This window comes from Collimonas fungivorans (assembly GCF_001584145.1).
In the GTDB taxonomy this organism is placed as follows: domain Bacteria; phylum Pseudomonadota; class Gammaproteobacteria; order Burkholderiales; family Burkholderiaceae_D; genus Collimonas; species Collimonas fungivorans.
Map to the genome: position 1 here is coordinate 2,096,432 of NZ_CP013232.1, position 12,080 is coordinate 2,108,511.

Below are 12,080 nucleotides of genomic sequence, written 5' to 3' on the forward strand. Positions count from 1 at the left end.
GCATTCAACCAAGGATCCGGGCCGCTCGCCCGATGTGCAAGCAAGCGGCCCGGGTTCGCCTCGTCTGCCGCTTACTGGTAGTTGGCGACCAGGCTGGCGTTGCTGACAGTGCGGTAGGAATTCAGCAGCAGGTAATACGTTCCTGCTTTCGGTGCGCTGATGGTCACGCTTTCGGAATTGGTGCCGCCTTCCGATTTGCCGTCGTAGGAACTGGTGGTCGGCGTGGCATTCCACTTGACGTAGATGTCGCCGTCACCGCTGCCGCCAGACAACTGGAAGCTCAGGTTCCTGGCGCCGGCCGGCACCGTGATGCTGTACACGTTGCTGGCGCCGGTGGCAAGCGAGATGCCTGTGACAGGCACGCCCTTGACCAGCACGTTGCCGCTGCTGGTGCTGCAGCTGACGCCCACCGCCTTGAATGCCGCGGTAACATCGGCTACGACGTAACCACGGCTGGTGGCGGCTTTCTCGACACCGCAAGCGCCCTGGTTAAAGGTGCTGTTGGCGGTCCAGTACAGGTGGTTGGCGTCGGCCATGACTTCGAACGCTTTGCGGGTGCTCCAGCCGGCGGTGGTCGCCAGCAGGTAGAACGCCTTGTTGTACACGCCGCTGCTGTAGTGCACGTCGAGGCTGCTGGTGTAGTTCTTGGCGTTGTCGATCGAGCGGCCATCCTGGGTCGGATTGGCCATGTAGCGCAGTGCGCCGGTGGCCTTGAAGATTTCGGTGCCGACCAGGAAGTCGTTGGTGCCCTTCATGTAGTTTTCGGAAGCTTCGCCGGCCATGTCGGAAAAGGCTTCGTTCATGCCGCCTGACATGCCGCTGTACACCAGGCCGGAATTCTGCTCGGTGAAACCGTGGCTGACTTCATGGCCGGAGACGTCCAGCGCTACCAGGGGATAGAAGGTGGAAGCGCCGTCGCCGAAATTCATGGCGCTGCCGTCCCAGAAAGCGTTTTCATAGCTGTTGCCGTAGTGGACCTTCATGTACAGGGTCTGACTGATAGGGCGCAGGCTGAGCCAGTCGCGGTACATGTTGAACACCACATTGCCGAAGTAGTGGGCGTCGTTCAGCGGCGAAAACGCGCCGTTGACAGCCTTGTAGGTATTGCGCGGGCAGGTGAAATGGAAGGGGGTGCTGCCGCTGGTGCCGTTCTGCAGGTCGACAGTGATCACATTGGTGGTGATCATGTTGCAGTTGCTGTCGACAATCAGCGGGCCGTATTTGCCGCCGGGCTGGTACTCGTACTGGCCGGTCTTGGCATTGCCGCCGGGACCGCTGGCTTCGTAATGGGTGATGCCTTCCCATTTTTTCAGGATGGCGCCGGTGTTGGCGTCAATGATGAAATACGGACGGCTTGGCTTCGCTGCGCTCTTGTTGACGAAGGACACCACATAGATCAGCTGCGCCACATTATTGCTGCCGAGCTGGACATACAACTTGGCCTGCTCGTTTTCGGTCACCGCGGCGCGTGCAATCGATTTGGCTTGCAGCAGCACGTCAGCGGCGGCATAGACCGGTTTGGCGCTGGCAGGTCGTTCTCGATATTGCGGATCAGGCTGCCGGACATGGCTGGCTGCGCCTGGCTGGCGCTGCGCTGTTCGACAATGGCCTGGTCCCACAGCGGCACGCCCTGGAAATATTGCTGGTAGCGGGTGACGACCTTGCCGTTGGCGTAGTTCTGGCTGCGCAGCGGTTTCAGTTCATCGGCGGTCAGGCCGAGAAAGGCTTGCGCCGTTATCGGGCCAGGTCCGGCTTGTTTTGCTGCGGCTGCCTGTGGCGTGTAGCTTTCAAGATCAACGCGGTCGGCTGCGATGGCGCTTGAACTTGCTGCTAGCAGCAGTGACAGAAATAAAGGGCCTTCGACGTGACGTAATGCTGGCTTCATGTTATCTCACTCTCTTTAAATGGATGCGTGGATATTTCATAAGATTGACCAGATACTTCGCGAACAAAAACACTACCGGCAGTCCAGGACGGTTCCCGACCCGATCGATTGGTGCGCTGGATCGCTTGCGGCTATTGCGATTGATTCAGCGTGTACGAAGAGCCGTTGACCACCAGGACGGCGGCGATGACTTTCACAAATCAAATACGTGACTAAAGTTACGTATTGTTACAAAATGAATGCCATGCGGCAACATACCTGCATTCCCAATGCCTAGACAGCTGTCATTTCTTACAGGGTGGCGCGGCGCCGGATTGCCGGCGAAGGAGGGAGACGGGAAGATATTTCGCAGTCGGACAACCGCAAGAAACGTTAAGAGTCCTGTTCTGTCGAAGTACAATTACAGATATACAAAACGTTTCATTGAATGGAGAGAAAAATGAAAATCAAATCCATGTTGGGCCTGATTGCCTGCTGCGGTTCGTTCGCCGCCTGTGCCGCAAGCCCGTATGACGACGGTTATCCCCAATACCCATCTGCCGCGCCCGGCTACTATGGCGATGCGCCTGTTGTCGCTTATGGCGGATACGGCGATTCTCCTTCGTACGGCGACCGCAATGACGATCGTTATGGCGGCCGCGACAATTGGACGCCGCCCGGCAGCTACCGCGATTCCTGCCGCGATATCGTGGTCCGGCGCGGCATGCTGGAAGCCACCTGCGGCGGCGACAATGGCGGCAGAAGGACGTCGATCCCGCTGTCTTCCTGCCGTAGCGGCAGTTTTGATAATATAAACGGCAACCTGCAATGTGCTGGCGGCGGTCGTGACTACGGTCGTTCCAACAGAGACGTGCCACCGGGGAGCTACCTCCAATCTTGTTCGGATATCGGGGTTCGCGGCGGTGTATTGGAAGCAACCTGTGGCGGCAGAGACAACAGCAGGATACGGTCGTCGATCTCCGTGCGTTCCTGCAGGAGCGGCAGCTTCGCCAATATCAACGGCTACCTGCAATGCGACCGCTAGCCAATCAAAGCAGCTCCACGCTCAGCAGGTTGAGGTAGCAGCTTTCGCGCGTAGTGCCGACAAAGTCGGCCAGATACGATTGCTGCGACATCTCCGGCAGGCAGGCGGCATACAGCCGCCCGGTCAGGCCGGCGGCGGTGATCCTCTTGGCCAGCACATAGTCACGTGTCAGGTAGTTCTGCGCAGCCCAGATCGGCAAGGTAGCGATGCCGCGCCGGCTGGCGACCAGCTGCAGCATCGCCACCGTCAGTTCGGTGGTGCGGCGCGCGGTCTGGATGCCGGCCGGCTTCAATACCTGGCGTACCACATCCAGCATGTCGTCCGGCACCGGATAGGTAATCAGCGTGTAGCCGGCGAAATCTTCCGCCACCAGATATTCCTTGCCCGCCAGCGGATGGTCGTGCGCCACCAGCGCCACGATCTCGAAACTGAACAAGGCGTGGTAATCGACTTTTTCATCGGGATCGACTTCCGCCACGATCGCGACATCGGCGCGATGTTCATATAACAGCCCGACCGGATCGGCCTGGAAGCCGGAGACGATATCCAGCTCCACTTCCGGCCAGCGCTTGCGGAAGATATCCATGGCCGGCATCAGCCAGTCGAAGCAGGTATGGCATTCCACCGCAATCCGCAGCTGGCCGGCCACGCCTTGCGCCAGCCGCACCAGGTCACGCTCGCTTTCCGCCACCTGCGGCAATACCGCATCCGCCAGTTTCAGCAAACGTTCGCCGGCCGGGGTAAACCGTACCGGCACCGATTTACGTTCGAACAGGGTGGTGCCATGGTGATCTTCCAGCTGCTTGATCTGGTGCGACAGCGCCGACTGGGTAACGTTGAGCAGCGTCGCCGCGCGCAGCAGGTTGCCGGCTTCGCGCAGGGCATGCAGAGTTTTCAGGTGGCGTAATTCCAGGATGGATTGCATATTGATTGCTTAGTTGATAATTAAAATTCGGTGTATTAGTAAAATTCAAGTTGATTCTTAATATTTATCGTTTGAATCATAATCCAAGCTGGCCCAACATGCGAGACATCGAACTTGTTTTTTATGGAGATAAAGATGGCATTGGCACACGTATTAGGGTTTCCGCGCATCGGCGCTCACCGCGAACTGAAATTCGCCCAAGAGTCGTTCTGGAAGGGCGCTTCCGATGAAGCGGCTTTGCGCGCCACCGGTGCCACGCTGCGCGCCCGCCACTGGCAGGCGCAGGCCGATGCCGGCCTGGATTTCGTCACCGTCGGCGATTTCGCCTGGTACGACCAGGTGCTGGGCACGCTGGCCTTGCTGGGCGCGATTCCAAGCCGCTTCGGCTTTGCTCCGAAACAGCTGACCCTGGCTGACTATTTCACCCTGGCGCGCGGCAGCAAGCAGCACTTCGCGATGGAAATGACCAAGTGGTTCGACACCAACTATCACTACCTGGTGCCGGAATGGACTGCCGATGTGCAGTTCGACGGCGGCGTTGACTGGCTGCATGATGAAATCGCCGAAGCGCGCGCCCTTGGTCATAAGGTAAAAGTGGCGCTGGTCGGTCCGCTGACCTTGCTGTACCAGGGCAAGATCAAGTCCGGCCTGGGCCACAAACTGGACCTGCTGCCTAAAGTGGTGGCCGGCTACCAGCAGCTGCTGCAGCGCTTGCACGCCGCCGGCATCGAATCGGTGCAGATCGACGAGCCGATCCTGGCGCTGGAGCTGGACGCCGCCTGGCGCAACGCTTTTGCACCGGTCTATGCACAGTTGGCTGATACCGCGCCGGCCTTGTTGTTGACTACTTATTTCGGTGAAGTCAGCGAACACGCTGAGCTGCTGCGTTCGCTGCCGGTAGCCGGTGTCCACCTGGACCTGGTGCGCGGCGCCGGGCAGCTGGAACAGATCGCTGCCGGCTGGCCGCAAGACAAGGTGTTGTCGCTGGGCGTGGTCGACGGCCGCAACCTGTGGCGTACCGATCTCGACCAGGTGCTGACCAGCCTCAAGCCTTTGCAGGCGCAACTGGGCGACCGCTTGTGGGTGGCTTCAAGCTGCTCCTTGCTGCATGTGCCAGTGGACCTGGCCAACGAACCCAAGCTCGACGACGAACTGAAAAGCTGGCTGGCGTTCGCCACCCAGAAGCTGGCGGAAATCGTCGCCCTCAAGCAAGCCTTGAACGGCAACACGGCAGAAGTCGAAGCGCAGTTCGTCGCTTCGCGCGCTGCCCAGGCCAGCCGCCGCAGCTCGAGCCGCATCCACAATCCGCTGGTGCAAAAGCGCCTGGCCGCGGTGACTGCCGCCGATGCCGAGCGCTCCGCCGGTTTTGCCGCGCGCATCGCCAAGCAGCAAGCCAAATGGCAGCTGCCGGCTTTCCCGACCACCACCATCGGTTCTTTCCCGCAGACCGCGGAAATCCGCCAGGCGCGCGCCGCCTACAAGCGCGGCGAGATCGGCCACCTGGATTACCTCGACAAGATGCGCGAAGAAATCCGCGTCGTGGTGGAGAAGCAGGAACAGCTTGGCCTTGACGTGCTGGTGCACGGCGAGCCGGAGCGCAACGACATGGTGGAGTATTTCGGCGAACAGCTGTGGGGCTACACTTTCACCGCCAACGGCTGGGTGCAAAGCTACGGCTCGCGCTGCGTCAAGCCGCCAATCATTTATGGCGACGTATATCGCCCGGAAGCGATGACTGTCGGCTGGAGCCAGTTTGCCCAGACTCTCACCTCGAAGCCGATGAAGGGCATGCTGACCGGCCCGGTGACCATGCTGCAATGGTCCTTCGTGCGCGACGACCAGCCGCGCGAAACCACGGCGCTGCAAATCGCCTTGGCGCTGCGCGACGAAGTGTGCGACCTGGAAAAGGCCAACATCGGCATGATCCAGATCGACGAACCGGCGTTCCGCGAAGGCTTGCCGCTGAAATCGCGCGACTGGCCGCATTACCTGGACTGGGCGGTGCGCGCATTCAAGATCAGCGCGGCCGGCGTCGGCGACGAAACCCAGATCCACACCCACATGTGCTATTCGGAATTCAACGACATCCTGCCGTGGATCGCCGCGATGGACGCCGACGTCATCACGATCGAGACTTCGCGTTCGGACATGGAACTGCTGGACGGTTTTGGCCAGTTCGCCTATCCCAACGATATCGGCCCTGGCGTCTACGACATCCACTCGCCGCGCGTGCCGCAAGTCGACGAAATGGAACGTTTGCTGCGCAAGGCGCGCGGCGTGATTCCCGATGCGCGCTTGTGGGTCAATCCGGATTGCGGCCTGAAAACCCGCGGCTGGCCTGAGACTTACGAGGCGTTGGAGAACATGGTGCTGGCGGCCAAGCGCTTGCGTGAGACGGTAGAGCAGGAACGCAAGGCAGCGTAAAGCTGAATGAAAAAAAGGAGCGAGTAATACTCGCCCCTTTTTTTTAAGCTGTTGCGATTGGTAGCAATCCTGCCTTAAGAAACTTCCTTGGCGCTGACGATGGATTTGGACACCAGGCCATACTCTATCGCTTCCGGCGCCGACATCCAGAAATCGCGGTCGATATCGGCCGTTACCTTTTCCAGCTTTTGCCCGGTTTCCTTGGCGATCAGGGCGCCGATCCTTTCGCGCACGCGGATGATTTCGCGCGCCTGGATGGCGATATCGGAAGCCTGTCCGCCGACGCCGCCGCTTGGCTGATGGATCAGGAAGCGCGTGTTTTGCAGGCAGAAACGGCGTTCCTTGGGCACCGACAGGAACACGTTGACCGCGGCGCTGCCGACCCAGCCGCTGCCTATCATGTTGACCGGCGCATCGATGAAGCGGATCACGTCATGGATCACATCGCCAGATTCCACGTGGCCGCCCGGCGAACAGACCAGGAAATTGATCGGCGCCTTGGATTCGCCGGAGAGGGCGATCAATTGGCGCACGGTATCGCGCGCTACGGTGTCGTTGATCTGGCCGAACAGCAGTACGGTGCGTGACTTGAACGCTTTCTCTTCCAGGAAGGCGTCGCGCTGGGATGCATTGGTTTCCACTTTTTCTTCCATGATGTACCTCTAAGGTGTTGGGGAGTTCATTAACCGCAAAAGAGCCAGTGTAAACCAAAAAGCCCCCGCAAATCGCGGAGGCTTCTTTTGTTATTGCTGTCTGACTGTGGTCAGGGCGATCAGAAGGCGGGTACTACTGCACCCTTGTATTTCTCTTCAATGAATTTCTTCACTTCCGGCGAGTTCAAGGCCGCGGCCAGTTTCTTGACGGCGGCGCTGTCCTTGTTGTCCGGACGGGCGACCAGCAGGTTGGCGTAAGGCGAATTGGCATCTTCGATGAACAGCGAATCCTTGACCGGATTGAGTTTGGCTTCGATCGCATAGTTGGTGTTGATCAGGGCCAGGTCGACCTGGTTCAGCACGCGCGGCAGGGTGGCTGCTTCCAGTTCCTTGAACTTCAGGTGCTTGGGATTCTCGATGATGTCCTTTTGGGTCGCCGAGATATTGCCAGGGTCCTTCAGTTTCAGCAGGCCCTGGCGCGACAGCAGCAGCAAGGCGCGGCCGGAATTAGATGGGTCGTTCGGAATGGCGACCGTGGCGCCGTCCGGCAAGTCGGCCAGTTTCTTGTACTTGGTCGAATAACCGGCGAACGGCTCGACGTGGACCTTGGTGATCACTACTTCGATATCGTTCTTGTGGCTCTTCTTGAATTCGTTCAGATAGGGCTGGTGCAGGAAGAAGTTGCCGTCGACCCGTTTCTCGTTGGTCTGCACTGCCGGCTGGATATAGTCGGTGAACACCTTGACCTGCAGGTCGACGCCTTCCTTGGCCAGGATCGGTTTGACGAAATCGAGGATTTCCGCATGCGGCACCGGCGTGGCGGCGATCACCAGCTTGTCGGCGGCTTGCGCCGGCGCGGCGGCGATCAGGCTGAAGGTAGAGAACACGGCCGCAGCCAGTCCCAGAGACAGTGAAAATTTGCGTGACATATAAACTCCCTTTTTTTGATTTTAAAAAAAACAGAAAAATTACTTGCGCGTGAAATGCTGCACCAGCCGGTCGCCGGAAAACTGCAGCGCCTGCACCAGCACCACCAGCACCGCAACCGTGGTGACCATGACTTCGGTCTGGAAGCGCTGGTAGCCGAAGCGGATCGCCAGGTCGCCCAGGCCGCCGCCGCCGATCACGCCGGACATGGCGGCATACGACATCAGGGCAATCGCGGTGACGGTAGTGGCGGCGATCAGGCCGGGCAGGGCTTCCGGCAGCAGCGCGCCGAAGATGATCTGGCGCTTGTTGGCGCCCATGGCCTGGCAGGCTTCCACCACGCCGCGGTCGATTTCGCGCAACACGTTTTCCACCAGGCGCGCGAAGAACGGCGCGGTGCCCAGCACCAGCGGCGGAATCGCGCCCTGCACGCCGAGCGAAGTGCCGACCAGGATTACCGTGACCGGGATCATCACGATCAGCAGGATCAGGAATGGCACCGAGCGCAGCACGTTGACGACCAGCGACAACGCCCGGTAGATGCCGCGCTGTTCCAGCAGCTGGCGTTTGCCGGTAATGAACAGCAGGATGCCGAGCGGCAGTCCGAGCAGTATCGTGAACAGCAGGGAAAAGCCGGTCATGGCCAGGGTTTCCCAGGTGGCTTGCCAGATGTCGCCCCAGTCGATGAGAGAGAAGTCCATTATGCGAGCACCTCATGGCGGATGTTGTGCTGATCGAGCGTGGTGAAGACTTGCGCGACGTCGGCCGGTTCGCCGCGCAGTTCCACCAGCAGCTGGCCATAGGGCGTGTCCTTGATGCGGGCGATGGTGCCTTGCAGGATGGTGATCAGCGCCGGCGTGGCGGCGGCGATGCTGCTCAGGATCGGCTGGTAGGTGATGTCGCCGACATAGGTCAGGCGCACCAGCAGCCCGCGCAGCTGGCTGGCGCCCGGTACCGTCGACGGCAGCAATGCCGTCTCTGCAGAAAACGGCGTGCTTTCGGCGACCATGCTTTGCGTTACCGCATGCTGCGGATGGAGGAACACTTCGGCTACGTCGCCGCTTTCGACGATGCGGCCGCCCTCGATTACCGCAACGCGGTCGCAGATGTTGCGGATCACCTGCATCTCGTGCGTGATCAGCACGATCGTCAGGCCCAGCTTGCGATTGATGTCGAGCAGCAGGCGCAGGATTGCTTGCGTGGTCTCCGGGTCAAGGGCGGAAGTGGCTTCGTCGCATAACAGCAGGTGCGGGGTATTGGCTAGCGCACGGGCGATGCCGACCCGCTGTTTCTGGCCGCCGGACAGTTGCGCCGGGTATTTGTCGCGGTGCTCGGCCAGTCCGACCAGATCCAGCAGTTCGCTGACCCGGGCGGCACGTTCCTGCGGCGTGTATTTGCCGGTGATCTTCAGCGGCCAGTCGATGTTGGCGGCCACGGTCTTGGCGCCCAGCAGGTTGAAGTGCTGGAAAATCATGCCGACGCGCTGGCGCAGCCGGTGCAGTCCACTGTTGTCCAGCGCGGTGATGTCTTCGCCCTCGATCAGGACTTTCCCGCCGGACGGGCGTTCCAGCATGTTGAGGGTGCGGATCAGGGTGCTTTTGCCGGCGCCGGAGCGGCCGATGATGCCGAAGATTTCACCCTTCTTGATGTGCAGGTTGATGTCGGACAATGCGGCGACGGGCGTGCCGGCGGTTTTGGCATTGCGTTCCAGCGGGTAGGTTTTATGCAGGTGCTCGATGCGGATCACAGGTTTGCTTCACAGATTCAGTCAGGCTTGCCATTTTATCAGCGACCCTATATACACCAAAGTTATATCTTGTTATTTGTATATAACAATCTCGTTGTTAAGCCGGTTATTAATGAATGAAGATATTGTGATGAGAACATGCAAACGATGTTTTTTTATGGCATAGTAAAGAAACTATGAAAGCACCTCAGAGCGAATTGGCCAAAAAAATTCTTGCTGACCCGCAGGCTGCGCAGCAGTTGCGCGCATATCTGGCCAGCAAGAACTCGAGGTCATCGTTGTCCACCGCTGTCCAGCCTGACAATGTGATCAGCTTGCACTCTGAGCAAGAGGGAACGGTCCGCTACCGGATTACCGTCGTTCCCATCGCTGCCTGAGCGTATTGATGAATGTAGCACTGCCTGCTTTCATTATCTTCCTGCTGTTGCTCCCCGGTTTTATCGCCCGTTCCCGTTTCAAACGCGCAGAGCGCGTTTCCTTTGATTATTCTCCGTTCGGTCAGATTGTCACCGAGGCGGTGTTGTGGGACTGCATTTTCCACTCCGTGTGGCTGCTGCTGTCTGCAGTCTTGTTTGGACGCGTATTGCAGCCGCTGCTGTTGCTGGAACTGCTGTCTTCTGATCCAGCTAGCCAGTCCAGGGCGATTAATGGGATCGCCTTGGAATTTTACTGGATCGGTTCCTACTTCCTGAGCTTGTATGGTGGAGCCTGGCTAGTGCCGACTGTTTTCCGGCTGCTCATCATCCGCTTCCGGTTAGACGGGACCGGCCGTTTTTCCCCCTGGCTACGCTTTAACCAGGCGCCGTGGTACTACCTGCTGACCGGCGCCGATTCTGAAGAAGGAAGGCCGCCGGATCTGATCGCGGTATCAGCGATTGTCGACGTGGCTGGCCAGGCGGTACTGTTTACCGGCCTCCTGACGGATTATGTTTTTGACGTCGACGGTGTCCTCGACCGGCTCATCCTGCAGCAGGTAATGCGTCGTCCGCTGGTCGCCGACAAGGAGAACGACGCCACGGTGGAGCAGGACCTGGCGCGCTTCTATGGCGTCGACGGCAATTATTTTGTACTGCGCTATAGCGAAGCGATTACCTTGAACATCGAATACATCAAGCTGGCGAAGCTGGCGGCGGAAACGCCAGCCGACGACAGCGTGCGGCCAGACTAGCCGCTACATCGCGATCATTCTCAGGGCAGGGGAAACACCAGGCAGGTAGTGGTCGCATGCGCATAGATCTTGCCTTCGGCGTCCACGATATTGGCTTCCGCCACGCCGACCCTGCCGCCGACCTGGATCACTTTACCAATGGCGCGCACCGGCCCGGTCTTATCCGTGAGCGCGCGGATCAGGTTGACTTTCAGTTCCAGCGTGGTGTAGCCGCTGCCCTTGGGCAGCGCCGACTGCACCGCGCATCCCAGCGCCGAATCCAGCAAGGTGCAAAAGTAGCCGCCGTGTACGCTGCCGATCGGGTTGTAATGCTGCATGGCAGGCGTGCCCTGGAACACCACACGGCCGAATTCGGCTTCGATCAGGTTGAAGTCCAGCGTTTGCGCAATCGGCGGAATCGGCAATTCGCCCCTCAGGATGGCTTGCAAGAATTCAACGCCGCTATATTGCTTGAGCTGTTCCAGCGAGGCCACGCCGGGCGCCGCCAGTCTGGTCCGCACGGCGCTATCCTCTGCCTGCCATTGCGCCACGGTTTCTTCACGATTCGACATTCATTCTCCTGTCTGTTGCTGATGAGAGGCTGGGCCTGTCGCCGTTGCGGCGCAAGTTCATGCCAAGGCAATCGATTGTAAGCGGGATTTTAACCGCGCATCGGAGAAGGAGGCGGCATGGCCGCCGCCCGGGTTTGCCTGATGAACAACACGCGGTTCAATCCATGCAACTGTGTTGCAATTGACTTGCAGGCGATGCCGGTTCCCGATTACACTCGCAGCTTCAGTCCTTGATTTTTTACCAGAGACATAACCAGGCCGAACCGCATGTATCGTCAGCAAACCAGCTCCACCATGTCGTCGCCGTGCTTTGCACGGGCGGCCGGTGCGCGTTTGCTCGAAGCGGACGTAGCTGGCGGTTGCACGGGTGCCGCATGCGCCTGATCGTCGAACCGCATTTCCACGCCAAGCGCCGGCTCAAGCTGCGCCTGCAGCAGTTGGCGTTATGGCTGGCGCTGGCTATCCTGGTGCTGCAGCTGGTCGGCATGGCGTTCCATCACCACAGCCTGGCCGAAATTTCATCCGATTGCGTCAGCTGCGACCTGGCTGCCGATTTCCCTTCTCCTGTCCCGTCCAGCCCGGTGCCGGTGCTGGCGCCGGTCCTGGTGTTTGCTTACCGCAGCGCCATCGAACTGGTGTATGCCTTCATCCCGGCGCAGAAGCACTACCTGACTCCGCATTCTCAAGCCCCGCCGACCTCCATCGCCTGACCCCCTCTTTGTTTTTCCCTATTTGTTGCTGACCCAGCCTTGAGGCTGCGCCATTTCCGATCGTGT

General features: G+C 59.5%; 13 protein-coding genes. 5 read left to right on the plus strand and 8 right to left on the minus strand.

Going from position 1 to position 12,080, the window contains the following annotated elements:
- Nucleotides 1-71 precede the first annotated feature (71 nt).
- Nucleotides 72-1,496: a M4 family metallopeptidase gene (locus CFter6_RS08985; protein ID WP_236904585.1), complete on the minus strand. Its 1,425-nt coding sequence runs from the start codon at nucleotides 1,494-1,496 to the stop codon at nucleotides 72-74.
- Nucleotides 1,457-1,885, minus strand: coding sequence for a hypothetical protein (locus CFter6_RS26410; RefSeq protein ID WP_236904587.1), 429 nt, complete (start codon nucleotides 1,883-1,885; stop codon nucleotides 1,457-1,459). Before CFter6_RS26410 ends, CFter6_RS08985 begins: the two co-directional genes overlap by 40 nt.
- 439 nt (nucleotides 1,886-2,324) lie before the next feature.
- Here CFter6_RS26410 and CFter6_RS08990 point away from each other — a divergent pair, with 439 nt between their 5' ends.
- A complete protein-coding gene (locus CFter6_RS08990) occupies nucleotides 2,325-2,909 on the plus strand; it encodes a CVNH domain-containing protein (RefSeq protein WP_061539643.1) in 585 nt (194 codons plus the stop codon).
- Between the two features lie 4 nt (nucleotides 2,910-2,913).
- Here the strand turns inward: CFter6_RS08990 and CFter6_RS08995 are convergent, their stop codons facing one another.
- The gene (locus CFter6_RS08995) at nucleotides 2,914-3,834 is read right to left on the minus strand and encodes a LysR family transcriptional regulator (RefSeq protein ID WP_061539644.1); all 921 of its coding nucleotides are present in this window, start codon (nucleotides 3,832-3,834) and stop codon (nucleotides 2,914-2,916) included.
- Between the two features lie 135 nt (nucleotides 3,835-3,969).
- On the opposite strand from CFter6_RS08995, the gene metE reads away from it, so the two are divergent.
- Complete coding sequence (metE, locus tag CFter6_RS09000) at nucleotides 3,970-6,258, plus strand: 5-methyltetrahydropteroyltriglutamate--homocysteine S-methyltransferase (RefSeq protein ID WP_061539645.1); 2,289 nt, start codon at nucleotides 3,970-3,972, stop codon at nucleotides 6,256-6,258.
- 74 nt (nucleotides 6,259-6,332) lie between these two features.
- Here the strand turns inward: metE and CFter6_RS09005 are convergent, their stop codons facing one another.
- From CFter6_RS09005 to CFter6_RS09020, 4 genes are all read right to left on the minus strand, one after another.
- Entirely contained in the window at nucleotides 6,333-6,911 is a 579-nt protein-coding gene (locus CFter6_RS09005) for an ATP-dependent Clp protease proteolytic subunit (RefSeq protein ID WP_061539646.1), read from the minus strand.
- Between the two features lie 119 nt (nucleotides 6,912-7,030).
- Nucleotides 7,031-7,840 (minus strand): MetQ/NlpA family ABC transporter substrate-binding protein, encoded by an 810-nt coding sequence (locus tag CFter6_RS09010; RefSeq protein WP_061539647.1) that lies wholly within the window; start codon nucleotides 7,838-7,840, stop codon nucleotides 7,031-7,033.
- 39 nt (nucleotides 7,841-7,879) lie between these two features.
- On the minus strand, nucleotides 7,880-8,539 hold the full coding sequence (locus CFter6_RS09015; protein ID WP_014005532.1) for a methionine ABC transporter permease: 660 nt from the start codon (nucleotides 8,537-8,539) through the stop codon (nucleotides 7,880-7,882).
- The gene (locus tag CFter6_RS09020; RefSeq protein ID WP_061539648.1) at nucleotides 8,539-9,585 is read right to left on the minus strand and encodes a methionine ABC transporter ATP-binding protein; all 1,047 of its coding nucleotides are present in this window, start codon (nucleotides 9,583-9,585) and stop codon (nucleotides 8,539-8,541) included. The genes CFter6_RS09015 and CFter6_RS09020 overlap by 1 nt, the downstream gene beginning before the upstream one ends.
- A 176-nt stretch (nucleotides 9,586-9,761) precedes the next feature.
- On the opposite strand from CFter6_RS09020, the gene CFter6_RS09025 reads away from it, so the two are divergent.
- Together CFter6_RS09025 and CFter6_RS09030 are read left to right on the plus strand one after the other, a co-directional pair.
- Nucleotides 9,762-9,962, plus strand: a complete 201-nt coding sequence (locus tag CFter6_RS09025) for a hypothetical protein (protein ID WP_061539649.1) — start codon at nucleotides 9,762-9,764, stop codon at nucleotides 9,960-9,962.
- Between the two features lie 8 nt (nucleotides 9,963-9,970).
- Nucleotides 9,971-10,753, plus strand: coding sequence for a hypothetical protein (locus CFter6_RS09030; RefSeq protein WP_061539650.1), 783 nt, complete (start codon nucleotides 9,971-9,973; stop codon nucleotides 10,751-10,753).
- Nucleotides 10,754-10,773: 20 nt separating this feature from the next.
- Here the strand turns inward: CFter6_RS09030 and CFter6_RS09035 are convergent, their stop codons facing one another.
- Nucleotides 10,774-11,304, minus strand: coding sequence for a PaaI family thioesterase (locus tag CFter6_RS09035; protein ID WP_061539651.1), 531 nt, complete (start codon nucleotides 11,302-11,304; stop codon nucleotides 10,774-10,776).
- Between the two features lie 374 nt (nucleotides 11,305-11,678).
- Here CFter6_RS09035 and CFter6_RS09040 point away from each other — a divergent pair, with 374 nt between their 5' ends.
- Complete coding sequence (locus tag CFter6_RS09040; RefSeq protein ID WP_061539652.1) at nucleotides 11,679-12,014, plus strand: hypothetical protein; 336 nt, start codon at nucleotides 11,679-11,681, stop codon at nucleotides 12,012-12,014.
- Nucleotides 12,015-12,080: the final 66 nt, after the last annotated feature.

Excerpts from the sequence above, each read along its gene's own strand:
- CFter6_RS26410 (WP_236904587.1), bottom strand. The coding sequence starts at position 1,885 with ATGAAGCCAGCATTACGTCACGTCGAAGGCCCTTTATTTCTGTCACTG.
- CFter6_RS08990 (WP_061539643.1), top strand. The coding sequence starts at position 2,325 with ATGAAAATCAAATCCATGTTGGGCCTGATTGCCTGCTGCGGTTCGTTC.
- CFter6_RS08995 (WP_061539644.1), bottom strand. The coding sequence starts at position 3,834 with ATGCAATCCATCCTGGAATTACGCCACCTGAAAACTCTGCATGCCCTG.
- metE (WP_061539645.1), top strand. The coding sequence starts at position 3,970 with ATGGCATTGGCACACGTATTAGGGTTTCCGCGCATCGGCGCTCACCGC.
- CFter6_RS09005 (WP_061539646.1), bottom strand. The coding sequence starts at position 6,911 with ATGGAAGAAAAAGTGGAAACCAATGCATCCCAGCGCGACGCCTTCCTG.
- CFter6_RS09010 (WP_061539647.1), bottom strand. The coding sequence starts at position 7,840 with ATGTCACGCAAATTTTCACTGTCTCTGGGACTGGCTGCGGCCGTGTTC.
- CFter6_RS09015 (WP_014005532.1), bottom strand. The coding sequence starts at position 8,539 with ATGGACTTCTCTCTCATCGACTGGGGCGACATCTGGCAAGCCACCTGG.
- CFter6_RS09025 (WP_061539649.1), top strand. The coding sequence starts at position 9,762 with ATGAAAGCACCTCAGAGCGAATTGGCCAAAAAAATTCTTGCTGACCCG.
- CFter6_RS09030 (WP_061539650.1), top strand. The coding sequence starts at position 9,971 with ATGAATGTAGCACTGCCTGCTTTCATTATCTTCCTGCTGTTGCTCCCC.
- CFter6_RS09035 (WP_061539651.1), bottom strand. The coding sequence starts at position 11,304 with ATGTCGAATCGTGAAGAAACCGTGGCGCAATGGCAGGCAGAGGATAGC.
- CFter6_RS09040 (WP_061539652.1), top strand. The coding sequence starts at position 11,679 with ATGCGCCTGATCGTCGAACCGCATTTCCACGCCAAGCGCCGGCTCAAG.